The sequence below is a fragment of the Bordetella sp. 2513F2 genome (assembly GCF_054642735.1).
Genome location: NZ_CM137755.1, coordinates 3,394,799 through 3,408,356, shown reverse-complemented (window position 1 = coordinate 3,408,356; position 13,558 = coordinate 3,394,799). Strand labels below are relative to the sequence as shown.

The following is a 13,558-nucleotide window of genomic DNA, read 5'->3' as shown; positions in this document are numbered from 1 at the left end:
GGCTGCGTTTTCTTTCGTCTCCAACCACCACAGGATCCGCTCATGCCGAGTTTCGACGTCGTCTCCGAGGTCGACAAACATGAACTGACCAATGCGGTCGACCAGGCCAACCGCGAACTGGCCACCCGCTTCGATTTCAAGGGCACGCAGGCCAGGTTCGAGCTCGAGGGCTACGAGGTCACGCAGAGCGCGCCCAGCGCCTTCCAGCTCAGGCAGATGCTGGACATCCTGCGCGGACGGCTGTCGGCGCGCAGCATCGACGTGCGCTGCATGGAGGTGGCCGATCCCATCGAGAACCTGGGCGGCGCGCGCCAGAAGGTCACCATACGCCAGGGCGTGGACCAGCCCACGGCCAAGAAGCTGATCGCGGCAATCAAGGCCAGCAAGATCAAGGTCGAGAGCCAGATCAACGGCGACAAGCTGCGCATCACCGGCAAGAAGCGCGACGACCTGCAGGCCGTGATCGCGCTGCTGCGCAAGGCCGACGTGGAACTGCCGCTGCAGTTCCAGAACTTCCGGGACTGACCCGCCGCCCCCGGGCCCCCAAGGCCGCCTACACCGACAGATGCCGGCGGACGTCCTCGCTGTCGATGGCCGAGCGGTCGCCGCCGGCCACGACCTCGCCCCGCGACATCACGATGAACTGGTCGGCCAGTTCGCGCGCGAAATCGAAGTACTGCTCGCACAGCAGGATGCCGATGTCGCCGCGCTGGCGCAGCATGTGGATGACGCGGCCGATGTCCTTGATGATGGACGGCTGGATGCCTTCGGTGGGCTCGTCGAGGATGATGAGGCGCGGCTCGGCCACCAGCGCGCGGGCGATGGCCAGCTGCTGCTGCTGGCCGCCGGAGAGGTCGCCGCCGCGGCGGCCCAGCATGGTCCTGAGCACCGGGAAGAGCTCGAACACGTCTTCCTTGATGCGGCGCGCCTGGGCGGCCGGTTTGGCGGCCATGCCCATGACGATGTTTTCCTCGACGGTGAGCCGAGCGAAGATGTCGCGGCCCTGCGGCACGTAGGCGATGCCGCGGGCGGCGCGCTGGTGCGGCGCCAGCCGGGTGATGTCGTCGCCGTCGAGGCGCACGCTGCCGCTGGCCACCGGCAGCACGCCCATCAGGCACTTCAGCAGGGTGGTCTTGCCCACGCCGTTGCGCCCCAGCAGGGCCAGGCACTCGCCGCGCCGAAGCGACAGCGAGACGCCGCGCAGGGTGTGGCTGCCGCCGTAGTATTGGTTGATCGCGTTGACTTCGAGCATGTCGGTGCCTAGGCGCGCCCGGCTGGGGCGCCGGTCTGGTGCTGTCGTCGGGAGAGGGGAGAGGCGCTCATCATCGTCCCAGGTAGACCTCGATGACGCGCGGATCGGCCTGCACGGCAGCCATGGTGCCTTCGGCCAGCACGGCGCCTTCGTGCAGCACAGTGACCTTGCCGCCGTCGGCGATCTGCGTGACGAAATCCATGTCGTGTTCCACCACCATCAGCGAATGCCTGCCGCGCAGCTCGTTGAGCAATTCGCCGGTGCGTTCCGTCTCGGCGTCGGTCATGCCGGCCACGGGCTCGTCCAGCAGCAGCAGGCGCGGCTCCTGCATCAGCAGCATGCCGATCTCCAGCCATTGCTTCTGGCCGTGCGACAGCAGGCCGGCGGGGCGCGCGGCCTGCCCCCGCAGGCGGATCAGGTCCAGCGTCTGGGCGATGCGGTCGGCGGCCTCGCTGTCGAGCCGCGCGAACAGGGTGGGCCGCACGCGCTTGTCGGCCTTCATCGCCAGCTCCAGGTTCTCGAACACGCTGTGGCTTTCGAACACGGTGGGACGCTGGAACTTGCGCCCGATGCCCGCATGGGCGATCTCGGCCTCGCTCAGGGTGGTGAGGTCTATGGTCTGGCCGAAATAGGCGGTGCCGGAAGTGGGCCGCGTCTTGCCGGTGATGACGTCCATCATGGTGGTCTTGCCGGCGCCGTTGGGCCCGATGATGCAGCGCAGCTCGCCCACGCCGATGTCCAGCGTGAGGCCGTTCAGGGCCTTGAAGCCGTCGAAGCTCACGGTGATGTCTTCGAGGTACAGGATGGCGCCGTGCGTGGTGTCCAGGCCCTCCTGGCTGACGCGGCCATAGCTGGCCTCGCCGCCCGGGCCGCCCTCGAGTGCGTGGCGGGTGTCGGAGGTGGGGGCGTTCATGCCTTCTGCTCCTCGATGCGGGCGCCGGCCCTGCGTTCCTGCACGCGCGCCGCCAGGTTGCGCACCAGGCCGACGATGCCCTGCGGCAGGAACAGCGTGACGAGCACGAAGATCAGGCCCAGCGCGTACAGCCAGAATTCGGGCGCCACGCTGGTGAACCAGGTCTTGAGGCCGTTGACGGCGCCCGCGCCGACGATGGGGCCGATCAGCGTGCCGCGCCCGCCGGTGGCCACCCAGATCACCATTTCGATGGAGTTCTCGGTGGACATCTCGCCGGGGTTGATGATGCCCACCTGCGGCACGTAGAGCGCGCCCGCGATGCCGCACATCACGGCCGACAGCGTCCAGACGAACAGCTTGAAGCCCAGCGGCTCGTAGCCCAGGAAGCGCAGCCGGCTCTCGGCGTCGCGCACGGCGGTCAGGACCCGGCCGAGCCGGGACTGCGTGACCAGCCGCGCCACCACCAGCGAGCCGCCCAGGAAGGCCAGCGTGATCCAGTACAGCGCGGCGCGCGTGCCGGGCGCGGTCACGTCGAAGCCCAGGATGCGCTTGAAGTCGGTGAAGCCGTTGTTGCCCCCGAAGCCGGTGTCGTTGCGGAAGAACAGCAGCATCGCGGCGTAGGTGAGGGCCTGCGTGATGATGGAGAAGTACACGCCCTTGATGCGCGAGCGGAAGGCGAAGTAGCCGAACACGAAGGCCAGCACGCCGGGCACCAGCACCACCAGCAGCATGGCATAGCCGAAGTGCTCGGTGAAGGCCCAGTACCAGGGATATTCCTTCCAGTTCAGGAACACCATGAAATCCGGCAGGTCGCTCTGGTAGACGCCGTCGCGCCCGATGGCGCGCATCAGGTACATGCCGTGGGCATAGCCGCCCAGCGCGAAGAACAGCCCGTGGCCCAGCGACAGGATGCCGGCGTAGCCCCACACCAGGTCCAGCGCCAGCGCGGCCAGCGCATAGCACATGAACTTGCCGGCCAGCGCCACGATGTACGAGGACACGTGCAGCGGATGGCCGGGCGGCAGGGCCAGGTTCAGCGCGGGCAGCAGGGCCAGCGCCAGCGTGCACAGCGCCAGCGCCAGCCAGGCGCGCGGCGAGAACAGCGGCCGGCGGGCCAGGTGCATCAGGTCGGCGTTGGCGGCGTTCATTCGACGCTCCGGCCGCGCGGGGCGAAGAGGCCTTGGGGCCGCTTCTGGATGAACAGCACGATGAGTACCAGGATGGTGATCTTCGCCATGACCGCGCCGGCATAGGGTTCGAGGAACTTGTTGATCCCGCCCAGGCCCAGCGCGGCGATCACGGTGCCGGCCAGCTGGCCCACGCCGCCCATCACCACCACCATGAACGAGTCGACGATGTAGCCGCGGCCCAGGTCGGGGCCCACGTTGCCCAGCTGCGAGAGCGCCACGCCCGCCAGTCCGGCGATGCCGGAGCCCAGGCCGAAGGCCAGCATGTCGATGCGCCCGGTGGGCACGCCCACGCAGTCGGCCATGCGGCGGTTCTGCGTGATGGCCCGCATGAACAGGCCCAGCCGCGTGTGGTTCAGCAGCAGCCAGACGAAGAACACCACGAGCAGGGCGAAGACGATGATGGCGATGCGGTTGTAGGTGAGCACCAGGCCGCCCAGCACCGTGACGCCGCCCGACATCCAGCCGGGATTCCCGACCTCGACGTTCTGCGCGCCGAATAGGCTGCGCACGGCCTGCATCAGCATCAGGCTGATGCCCCAGGTGGCCAGCAGGGTCTCGAGCGGACGGCCATACAGCCAGCGGATCACGGTGCGTTCCAGCGCCATGCCCACCAGCGCCGTGACCACGAAGGCCACCGGCAGCGCTGCCACCACGTACCAGTCGAGCCATCCCGGCGGCAGCCACTGGCGGAACAGCGTCTGCACCATGTAGGTGGCGTAGGCGCCGATCATCAGCAATTCGCCGTGCGCCATGTTGATGATGCCCATCAGCCCGAAGGTGATGGCCAGGCCCAGCGCGGCCAGCAGCAGCACGCTGCCCAGGCTGATGCCGTAGAAGAGGTTGCCGGCCCACTCCACCATGGCCATGTGGCGGTCGATGCGGTGCAGCGCGGCCTCGGCTGCCGAGCGCACGGCCGCGTCGGGCTCGGCGTGGGTGCCGTCGGCGTTCTGCTGCACCAGCGCCGCGAGCATGGCGCGGAAAGCGGGGTTGCCGGTGGCGCCGAGCGTCTCGGCGGCGGCGCGGCGCAGCGCCGGATCGTCGGCGGCCAGCTGCAGGCGCGCCTGGGCGATCTCCAGCGCGGCGCGCACCTGCGGGTCGGTTTCGCGTGCGAGGGCTTCGGCCACGAGCGGCAGTCGCGACGCATCGCTGGTCTGCTGCAGGCGCTGCGCCGCCGCCAGGCGTTCGCCGGCCTGCTCGGAATAGAGTCGGGAAGTCGCCAGCGCGGCGCTGATGGCGCGCCGCAGGCGGTTGTTGACCATGACGCTGCCCGCGTCGTCGGGCAGGGCCTGCGCCTGCCCGGACAGCGGGTCGACCGTCTGCCCGTCGGCCCGCTCGATCAGGACGCGGCCATCGGGCGTGGCCAGCAGCCGGCCCTCGCCCAGCGCCTGCAGCACCTCGGCGGCGCGGGGGTCGGGCAGCCTGCCGAGGCGGTCGATGGCCGCCAGCCTGGCCTCGGTTTCGTCGCTGGCCAGCGGGGCCAGCGCGGCGGGGTCCAGGCCCTGCGCCAGGCCCTGTGCTAGAGCCCCGGCGCCGGCGGCCAGCGCCGCCAGCCCCAGCACCCAGGCCATCAGGAAGCGGCCCAGCCGGCCCGTGTGTACCGCGAATCGCATGGTTGCCCTTCCCGTTGCGGCGCTCAGAGGTTCTGCTTGCCTTCGTTGCCGGGGATGTACGGGCTCCACGGTTGCGCGCGGATCGGCCCCTTGCTCTTCCACACGATGCTGAACTGGCCGTCGGCCTGCACTTCGCCGATGTACACGGGCTTGTGCAGGTGATGGTTGGTCTTGTCCATCTCGATGGTGTAGCCGTCGGGGGCGTTGAACTTCTGGCCGCCCATGGCCGCGATGACCTTGTCGACGTCGGTGGTCTTGGCCTGCTCGACCGCCTGCTTCCACATGTGGATGCCGACATAGGTGGCTTCCATCGGGTCGTTGGTGACGGCCGTGGCGGCGTTCGGCAGGTTCTTGGCCTTCGCGTATTCCTTCCACTTCTTCACGAACTCGGCGTTGACCGGGTTCTTGATGGACTGGAAGTAGTTCCAGGCGGCCAGGTGGCCCACCAGCGGCTTGGTGTCGACGCCGCGCAGTTCTTCCTCGCCCACCGAGAAGGCCACCACCGGCACGTCGGTGGCCTTCAGACCCGCGTTGCCGAGCTCCTTGTAGAAGGGCACGTTGGAATCGCCGTTGATGGTGGAGATCACGGCCGTCTTGCCGCCGGCCGCGAACTTCTTGATGTTGGCCACGATGGTCTGGTAGTCGGAGTGGCCGAAAGGCGTGTAGACCTCGTCGATGTCGCTGTCCTTCACCCCTTTGGAATGCAGGAAGGCGCGCAGGATCTTGTTGGTGGTGCGCGGGTAGACGTAGTCGGTGCCCAGCAGCACGAAGCGCTTGGCGCCGCCGCCGTCTTCGCTCATCAGGTATTCCACCGCCGGGATGGCCTGCTGGTTGGGCGCGGCGCCGGTGTAGAACACGTTCTTCTCGAGCTCCTCGCCCTCGTACTGGACGGGATAGAACAGCAGGCCGTTGAGCTCCTTGAACACCGGCAGCACGGACTTGCGCGATACCGAGGTCCAGCAGCCGAACACCACGGCGACCTTGTCCTGGCTCAGCAGCTGGCGCGCCTTCTCGGCGAACAGCGGCCAGTTGGAGGCGGGATCGACGATGACGGGCTCGAGCTTCTTGCCCATCACGCCGCCCTGGGCGTTGATCTCGTCTATGGTCATGAGGGCGACGTCCTTGAGGGAGGTCTCCGAGATGGCCATGGTGCCCGACAGCGAATGCAGGATGCCGACCTTGATCGTGTCTTCCGCGTGCGCCTGCGGCAGCCATCCGGACAAGGCGAGCAGGCTGACGGCGGTCAGTTGCTTGAGGGCTAGTCTGCGTTGCATGTTGACTCCTGTGTGTCGGCGGCCGCCAGGCCGCGGTTTTTCTGGAAAGGTCTCTACAACACTCCGACAGCGTGTCTGCGCGGCGAGGCCGGCAAGGCCGAACCCGTGCACGGCGCCAGGTTGCGGCATGCGATGGACAGGGCAGCGTGTTCGGACAGGGAGCTTCAAGCAATACCCATGCCAGGTGGCCTGGATGGGAGGAGGCACGGTATCGCGGCACGGGGCGCCATGCCCCTGCCCGCCTTGGCACGACGGCGGTGCACTGCTTGCCCGGTTTTGGTGCTATACCGGAAGACTCGCGCACCGACATCGCGCAATCCTGCGCCTTGCCCCCTGGCGGCATGGTCCGCGCGCCAGCGCACCACCGGTGTGCGCACTGGTGCGGCGTGTCCAGCGGCGCAATCCCGCGCCGGCGCAGCCCGCGTCCCGCCTCATCCTCCGAGGAGCCCGTCATGAACCACCGACTTGCCGTCTTTCTCGCCGCCGCGCCCCTCTGGTATGCGGCCGCCGCATGGGCCCAACAGCCGCCGGCCGTCGTGCAGGACGGCGTGCTGGTCGACGCCAGGGGAATGACGCTCTACACCTTCGACAAGGACACCGCCGGCAGCGGCAAGAGCGCATGCAACGACGCGTGCGCCAAGGCATGGCCGCCGCTGGCCGCGCCGGCCGACGCCAAGCCGCAGGGCGACTGGTCGGTGGTCGTGCGCGACGACGGGTCGCGCCAGTGGGCCTATCGCGGCCAGCCGGTGTACCTGTATGCGTCGGACGCCAAGCCCGGCGACAGGCAGGGCGACAACTTCCGCAGCGTGTGGCACGTCGTCAAGCCCTGAGCCCGGGCCGTGCCGCTCGGGCAGGCACGGCCCGGCCGGTCGCAATGGAGCGCCCGGCCACGGCGACGAAGCCGCGCAACCGACGCAGGCCGATGTCCATGAATCATGGATTGGACATCAGCACGGGCCGGGCGTAGCCTACGCGCTTTGCCATTTCGCCGCCGGCTGCGCCGGTCCGTCATGCCTGCCTCCTTCTTGTCTTCCGATATGCCCCATGCCGGGCCCAGGCCTGCGTCGGGCCAGTTGTTCCGGGGCTTTTTCCTGTTGGGTATCAGCGCCTTCGGCGGCGTGCTGCCGCTCGCGCGGCGCATGCTGGTGGAGAAGCACGGCTGGCTGTCGGAGCAGGAGTTCGTCGAACTGCTGGGCCTGTGCCAGTTCCTGCCGGGCGGCAACATCATCAACCTGTCGGTGGCGGTCGGCATGCGCTTTCGCGGCGTGCGCGGGGCCGTCGCGGCGGTCATGGGCCTGATCGCCGCGCCCACCGTCATCGTGATCCTGCTGGGCATGGTCTACGACCGCTTCCAGGACGATCCCCATCTGCAGCACATGTTCGCCGGGCTGGCGGCCGCGGCCGCCGGCCTGCTGGTGTCGATGGCGGTGAAGATCGCCCGGCCGCTGCGCGGCCAGCGCCTGGGCATTGCGGTGGCGCTGGCGGGCTTTGCCGCCATCGCCTGGCTGCGCCTGCCGCTGCTGGCCACCATGCTGGTGCTCACGCCGGTCAGCATCCTGCTGGTCCGGAGGCCGAGGCAATGACCGACACGCTGCTCTCGCTGGCCCTCATCTTCACCCAGCTGTCGCTGCTGGCCTTCGGCGGCGGCAATACCATCCTGCCGGAAATGCAGCGGCAGATGGTGGAACTGCACGGCTGGATGTCCGCGGCCGACTTCAGCGCCCTGTTCGCGCTCGGCCAGGCAGCGCCCGGGCCCAACCTCATGATCGTGCCCCTGGTGGGCTGGCACGTGGCGGGATGGCAGGGGGTGCTGGTGACCTCGGTGGCCAAGTTCGGGCCTTCGTCCGTGGTCACCGGCGTGGTGCTGGGCCTGTGGGAACGTTTCAAGGACCGGCCCTGGCGCGCCCGCGTGCAGCAGGGCCTGTTTCCGGTGACCGTGGGCCTCGTGTGCGCCAGCGCCTGGCTGATCACGGAGGCGTCCGTCCATGGATGGCTGCTGGGCGCAGTCGCGGCAGCCTCGGCCGTGCTTGGCGTGCGTACCCGGCTGCATCCGCTATGGCTGCTGCTGGGCGGCGGCCTGGCCGGGCTGCTGTCTAGCTTCTTCTGACGCCGCCGGCTCCGGCTTCGAGCGGGCAGGCCTTAGCCGGCGCCCAGCCGCCACAGCGACGTGAGCTCGGCGGCGCGTGCGGCGTGCAGCGGGTCGGAAGGATCGGCGGCGCGGCCGTGCCGCGGCCGGATGTCGCGGCGTTCGATCACGCGCAGGCCCGCCTCGTGTATCCAGCCCGCCAGCTCGCCCGGCGCGCGCAGGCCCAGGTGCTCGGCCAGGTCCGACATGATGAGCCAGCCCTCCCCCTGGGGAGCGAGGTGCTGCGGGAGGCCGTCGAGGAAGCCGCGCAGCATGCGGCTGTCGGGATCATAGACGGCGTGTTCCAGCGGCGAGGACGGCCGGGCGGGCAGCCAGGGCGGGTTGCACACGATCAGCGGCGCCGTGCCGGCGGGATACAGGTCGGCCTGCTGCAGGGAGACCTGTGCGGCGCAGCCGAGCCGTTGCAGGTTCTCGCGGGCGCACGCCAGGGCGCGGGGTTCTTGGTCGGTGGCCACGATGTGCCCGACCCCGCGCCGGGCCAATACGGCGGCCAGTACGCCGGTGCCCGTGCCGATGTCGAATGCCAGCTCGCGGGCCGGCAGCGGCGCCGCAGCCACGAGATCCACGTACTCGCCGCGCACGGGGGAGAACACGCCGTAGTGCGGGTGGATGCGTCCTCCCGCCGCGGGAATCTCAACGCCCTTGCGGCGCCATTCATGCGCGCCGATGACGCCCAGCAGTTCGCGCAGCGAGACCACGTAGGCCTCGTCGGCCGGGCCATAGGCGGCCTCGCAGGCCTCGCGCACGTCGGGCGCGCGGCGCAGGTCGACGCGATGGCCGGGCGCCACCGGCAGCAGCAGCATGCCCAGGATGCGGGCGCGCCGCGATTGCGCCTGGCGGTGCTGGTTGAAGGCGTCCCGGGGCGTGGCCGCGGGCTTGCGCGGGCGCCGCTCGGCGCGCCGGCCCATGGCCTGCAGCAGCTGCCGTGCGTTGTGGTAGTCGCCGCGCCACAGCAGGGCCGTGCCCTCGCAGGCCAGGCGGAACGCCACATCGGCCGGCATGGTGTCGTCGGCAACCGCCACCCGGGAGGGCGGGGGCAGGGCGGCTTCGGAGCGCCAGGCGGCGTCGCGGGGCTGGCCGACTTCGGTCCAGGCGATGCGGGGAGCGGGGTGGTTCATGGGCGGGCGGAAGGCAGACATGCAGCCCGGCACTGTAGCAGTTGCCCGGCCCGGACGCCCGGCGGGCTCAGCCGGCCCGCTCCATGGGCGCGAGCCGCTCGCGCTGCGCGGCCACGGCGTCGCGCACCAGCGGGTGCAGGCTGGCGCCGGCGGCTTGCCCGTCGGGGTGTGCCGCCAGGAAATCCAGCAGCGCCCGCCGCATGCGCGGTTCCCAGAACTTGCGGATGTGGTCGGCCACGCCGTCGGCGGCCTCGGTCCGGTCGGGCATGGCCTCGAAGAACTCGCCGATGCGGTTGGCCATGCGTATCAGGTTGCCGATGTCCATGAGGATCAGGAAAGAATGCGTTCGGGATGCGTGTAGACGGTGGCGTCGGCGTTGCGCAGGAAGCCCAGCAGGCTGAGATTGGCGCGCTGCGCGGTGCGGATGGCCAGGGCGGTAGGGGCCGACACCGCGGCCAGCACTCCGGCGCCGGCGGTTGCGGTCTTGTGGACCATCTCGTAGCTGGCCCGGCTGGACACCAGGACCATGCCGCTGGAGGCATCGCGGCCCGCGCGCGCGAGCGCGCCCACGAGCTTGTCGAGCGCGTTGTGCCGGCCGACGTCTTCGCGCACCAGGGCGATGCGGCCCTGGGCATCGGCCCAGCCGGCGGCGTGCGTAGCGCCCGTGAGATCGTGCAGCGACTGGCGCGCGCGCATGGCGTGCATGGCCTCGAGGACGGCAGCCAGCCGCAGGGCAACGGCGCCGGCCACGGGCGGCGGCTCGCGCAGGACTTCGGGCAGGGTCTCCACCCCGCACAGCCCGCAGCCGGTGCGGCCGGCCATTGCGCGGCGGCGTTCGCGCAGCCGCACGGCGCAGGCGCTGGAGATCTCCAGCTCCACGACCATGCCGCCGCAGGCCGGGCGCACCTCGATGCCGCGCACGTCGGAGGGGCTGCTGACGATGCCCTCGGTGAGCGAGAAGCCCAGCGCGAAGTCTTCCAGGTCGGCGGGCGTGGCCAGCATGGTGGCGTGGCTGATGCCGTTGTATTCGAGCGCCACGGGCGTCTCTTCGGCCACGTGGTCGTCCTCGGCCTGCCGGGCCAGCGCGGCGTCGCGCACGCGCCGCACCTGCACCAGGGCGGCGTCGGGCCGGGCCTGCAGGTCGGTGGGGCGCGGGTCCGTCGGAGGCGTCATTTTCCGCTCAATGCCGTTTCGGCCTCGCGCCGGCGCTCGCGCAGCAGGGCCTGCTGCAGGTCGGAGAAATGCGACCATTGCCGCTGCCATGCCGAGGGCTGCGACACACGCGTGACCTGCACGGCGGTGACCTTGTATTCGGGGCAGTTGGTGGCCCAGTCGGAGTTGTCGGTGGTGACCACGTTGGCGCCGGATTCGGGAAAGTGGAACGTCGTGTATACCACGCCCGGCTGCACCCGGTCGGTGATCACGGCGCGCAGCACGGTCTGGCCGGCCCGGCTTTCCACGCCCACCCAGTCGCCGTCGCGCACGCCGCGGTCTTCGGCATCCTGCGGGTGGATCTCCAGCCGGTCCTCGTCGTGCCACAGCACGTTGGGCGTGCGTCGGGTCTGGGCGCCCACGTTGTATTGCGAGAGGATGCGGCCGGTGGTCAGGAGCAGCGGGAAGCGCCGCGTGCTGCGCTCGTCGGTGGGCACGTAGCGGGTGAGCATGAACCGGCCCTTGCCGCGCACGAAGGATTCCGCATGCATGATCGGGGTGCCTTCCGGGGCGTCGTCGTTGCAGGGCCACTGCAGGCTGCCCAGGCGCTCGAGCTTCTCGTAGGTGACGCCCGCGAACGTGGGCGTGAGCCGGGCGATCTCGGCCATGATCTCGCGCGGATGCCCGTAGTGCATGGGGTAGCCCAGCGCATTGGACAGCGCCATGGTGATTTCCCAGTCGGCCATGCCGCTGCGCGGCTCCATCACCTTGCGCACCCGGGAGATGCGCCGCTCGGCGTTGGTGAAGGTGCCGTCCTTCTCCAGGAACGAGGAACCCGGCAGGAACACGTGCGCGTACTTGGCGGTCTCGTTGAGGAACAGGTCCTGCACCACGATGCATTCCATGGCCGACAGCGCCGCCGCCACGTGCTGCGTGTTGGGATCCGACTGCACGATGTCCTCGCCCTGGCAGTAGAGGCCCCTGAAGCTGCCGGCCAGCGCGGCCTCGAACATGTTGGGGATGCGCAGGCCGGGTTCGGGCTGCAGGGTCACGCCCCAGTCCTGTTCGAAGACGCTGCGGGCCGCGTCGTCGGAGATGTGCCGGTAGCCGGGCAGCTCGTGCGGGAAGGACCCCATGTCGCACGAGCCCTGCACGTTGTTCTGGCCGCGCAGCGGGTTCACGCCCACGCCCTCGCGGCCGATGTTGCCGGTGGCCATGGCCAGGTTGGCGATGGCCATCACGGTGGTCGAGCCCTGGCTGTGCTCGGTCACGCCGAGTCCGTAGTAGATGGCGGCGTTGCCGCCGGTGGCGTAGAGCCGCGCGGCGCCGCGCACCGCCTCGGCCGGCACGCCGGTGACCCCGGCCGTGGCCTCGGGCGCGTGTTCGGGGCGCGACACGAATTCGCGCCATTCGGCATAGGCCTTGGCTTCGCAGCGCTGCGCCACGAAGGTCTCGTCGACCAGGCCTTCCGTGACGATCACGTGCGCCAGCGACGTCAGCAGGGCCACGTTGGTGCCGGGGCGGACCTGGAGATGGTAGTCGGCCCTCACATGCGGCGCGTCCACCAGCTCGATGCGCCGCGGGTCTATCACGATGAGCCGCGCACCCTGGCGCAGGCGGCGCTTCAGGCGCGAGGCGAACACCGGGTGGCCGCTGCTGGGGTTGGCGCCCATCACCACCACGACGTCGCTGTGCATGACGGAGTCGAAGGTCTGGGTGCCCGCCGATTCGCCCAGCGTCTGCTTCAGCCCGTAGCCGGTGGGCGAATGGCAGACGCGCGCGCAGGTGTCGACGTTGTTGGTGCCGAAGGCCGCGCGCACCAGCTTCTGGACCAGCCAGGTCTCTTCGTTGGTGCAGCGCGAGGAGGTGATGCCGCCCACCGCGTCGCGGCCATGGGCGGCCTGGATGCGGCGGAACTGCGCCGCGGCGTAGCCGATGGCCTCCTCCCAGGACACTTCGCGCCACGGGTCGGTGATGCGTTCGCGGATCATGGGCTTGAGCACGCGCTCCTTGTGGGTGGCATAGCCCCAGGCGAAGCGCCCCTTCACGCAGGAGTGGCCGCGGTTGGCCTGGCCATCCTTCCAGGGCACCATGCGCACCACTTCCTGGCCCTTCATCTCGGCCTTGAAGCCGCAGCCCACGCCACAGTAGGCGCAGGTGGTGATCACCGAGTGCTCGGCCTGGCCCAGCATGATCACGCTCTTTTCCTGCAGCGTGGCGGTGGGGCAGGCCTGCACGCAGGCGCCGCAGGACACGCATTCGCTCTGCAGGAAGGGTTCGTCCTGGCCCGCCGACACGCGCGACGCGAAGCCCTTGCCGGAGATCGTCAGCGCGTAGGTGCCCTGGGTTTCCTCGCAGGCGCGCACGCAGCGGTTGCACACGATGCACTTGGACGGGTCGTAGCTGAAATAGGGATTGGACTCGTCCTTGGGCGCCTGCAGGTGGCTGGCGCCTTCCGTTCCATAGCGCACGTTGCGCAGGCCCACCACGCCGGCCATGTCCTGCAGCTCGCAGTCGCCGTTCGCGGCACAGGTGAGGCAGTCGAGCGGGTGGTCGGAGATGTAGAGCTCCATGACGCCGCGACGCAGCTCGCGCAGCCGGGAGGTCTCGGTGGCCACGACCATGCCGTCCTCGGCCGGCGTGGTGCAGGAGGCAGGATAGCCCCGGCGCCCCTCGATCTGCACCAGGCACAGCCGGCACGAACCGAAGGGCTCCAGGCTGTCGGTGGCGCAGAGCTTGGGGATGTTGATTCCGGCGAGCGCGGCCGCACGCATCACCGACGTGCCCGCGGGCACGGTGACGGCCTGGCCGTCGATGGTGAGGGTGACCTGCGCGGCGGATTCGCGTGCGGGCGTGCCCAGGTCGCGGTCGCGGGCGATGACGGTTTCGAGCATGTCTCTCTC

13 protein-coding genes are annotated in these 13,558 nt (G+C 70.0%); 4 read left to right on the top strand and 9 right to left on the bottom strand.

Annotated features, from left to right (window positions below; genetic code table 11):
* Window positions 1-42: 42 nt before the first annotated feature.
* Window positions 43-525 carry a YajQ family cyclic di-GMP-binding protein gene (locus ACYBYQ_RS16125; protein WP_459615346.1) on the top strand — a complete coding sequence of 161 codons (483 nt, stop codon included), beginning with the start codon at window positions 43-45 and terminating at the stop codon, window positions 523-525.
* Window positions 526-553: 28 nt separating this feature from the next.
* Here the strand turns inward: ACYBYQ_RS16125 and urtE are convergent, their stop codons facing one another.
* The 5 genes from urtE to urtA form a co-directional block, all read right to left on the bottom strand.
* Window positions 554-1,252, bottom strand: coding sequence for an urea ABC transporter ATP-binding subunit UrtE (urtE, locus tag ACYBYQ_RS16120; RefSeq protein WP_459615344.1), 699 nt, complete (start codon window positions 1,250-1,252; stop codon window positions 554-556).
* Window positions 1,253-1,322: 70 nt separating this feature from the next.
* Complete coding sequence (gene urtD / locus ACYBYQ_RS16115) at window positions 1,323-2,165, bottom strand: urea ABC transporter ATP-binding protein UrtD (protein ID WP_459615342.1); 843 nt, start codon at window positions 2,163-2,165, stop codon at window positions 1,323-1,325.
* On the bottom strand, window positions 2,162-3,313 hold the full coding sequence (gene urtC, locus ACYBYQ_RS16110; RefSeq protein WP_459615340.1) for an urea ABC transporter permease subunit UrtC: 1,152 nt from the start codon (window positions 3,311-3,313) through the stop codon (window positions 2,162-2,164). Before urtC ends, urtD begins: the two co-directional genes overlap by 4 nt.
* Entirely contained in the window at window positions 3,310-4,965 is a 1,656-nt protein-coding gene (urtB, locus tag ACYBYQ_RS16105; protein WP_459615338.1) for an urea ABC transporter permease subunit UrtB, read from the bottom strand. The genes urtC and urtB overlap by 4 nt, the downstream gene beginning before the upstream one ends.
* Window positions 4,966-4,988: 23 nt before the next feature.
* Complete coding sequence (gene urtA / locus ACYBYQ_RS16100; protein ID WP_459615336.1) at window positions 4,989-6,239, bottom strand: urea ABC transporter substrate-binding protein; 1,251 nt, start codon at window positions 6,237-6,239, stop codon at window positions 4,989-4,991.
* Window positions 6,240-6,691: 452 nt separating this feature from the next.
* Here urtA and ACYBYQ_RS16095 point away from each other — a divergent pair, with 452 nt between their 5' ends.
* From ACYBYQ_RS16095 to ACYBYQ_RS16085, 3 genes are all read left to right on the top strand, one after another.
* Entirely contained in the window at window positions 6,692-7,069 is a 378-nt protein-coding gene (locus tag ACYBYQ_RS16095; RefSeq protein ID WP_459615334.1) for a COG4315 family predicted lipoprotein, read from the top strand.
* Between the two features lie 180 nt (window positions 7,070-7,249).
* Window positions 7,250-7,822 carry a chromate transporter gene (locus tag ACYBYQ_RS16090; protein ID WP_459615332.1) on the top strand — a complete coding sequence of 191 codons (573 nt, stop codon included), beginning with the start codon at window positions 7,250-7,252 and terminating at the stop codon, window positions 7,820-7,822.
* Window positions 7,819-8,346 carry a chromate transporter gene (locus ACYBYQ_RS16085; RefSeq protein ID WP_459615330.1) on the top strand — a complete coding sequence of 176 codons (528 nt, stop codon included), beginning with the start codon at window positions 7,819-7,821 and terminating at the stop codon, window positions 8,344-8,346. Before ACYBYQ_RS16090 ends, ACYBYQ_RS16085 begins: the two co-directional genes overlap by 4 nt.
* Window positions 8,347-8,378: 32 nt before the next feature.
* Here ACYBYQ_RS16085 and ACYBYQ_RS16080 read toward each other — a convergent pair whose 3' ends face one another.
* The 4 genes from ACYBYQ_RS16080 to fdhF are packed head-to-tail and all read right to left on the bottom strand — an operon-like array spanning window position 8,379 to window position 13,549.
* Window positions 8,379-9,524: a methyltransferase gene (locus ACYBYQ_RS16080; protein ID WP_459615328.1), complete on the bottom strand. Its 1,146-nt coding sequence runs from the start codon at window positions 9,522-9,524 to the stop codon at window positions 8,379-8,381.
* A gap of 46 nt (window positions 9,525-9,570) precedes the next feature.
* Window positions 9,571-9,828, bottom strand: coding sequence for a formate dehydrogenase subunit delta (locus ACYBYQ_RS16075; RefSeq protein WP_459615326.1), 258 nt, complete (start codon window positions 9,826-9,828; stop codon window positions 9,571-9,573).
* 5 nt (window positions 9,829-9,833) lie between these two features.
* Window positions 9,834-10,676: a formate dehydrogenase accessory sulfurtransferase FdhD gene (gene fdhD / locus ACYBYQ_RS16070; protein WP_459615324.1), complete on the bottom strand. Its 843-nt coding sequence runs from the start codon at window positions 10,674-10,676 to the stop codon at window positions 9,834-9,836.
* On the bottom strand, window positions 10,673-13,549 hold the full coding sequence (gene fdhF / locus ACYBYQ_RS16065) for a formate dehydrogenase subunit alpha (RefSeq protein WP_459615322.1): 2,877 nt from the start codon (window positions 13,547-13,549) through the stop codon (window positions 10,673-10,675). Before fdhF ends, fdhD begins: the two co-directional genes overlap by 4 nt.
* Window positions 13,550-13,558: the final 9 nt, after the last annotated feature.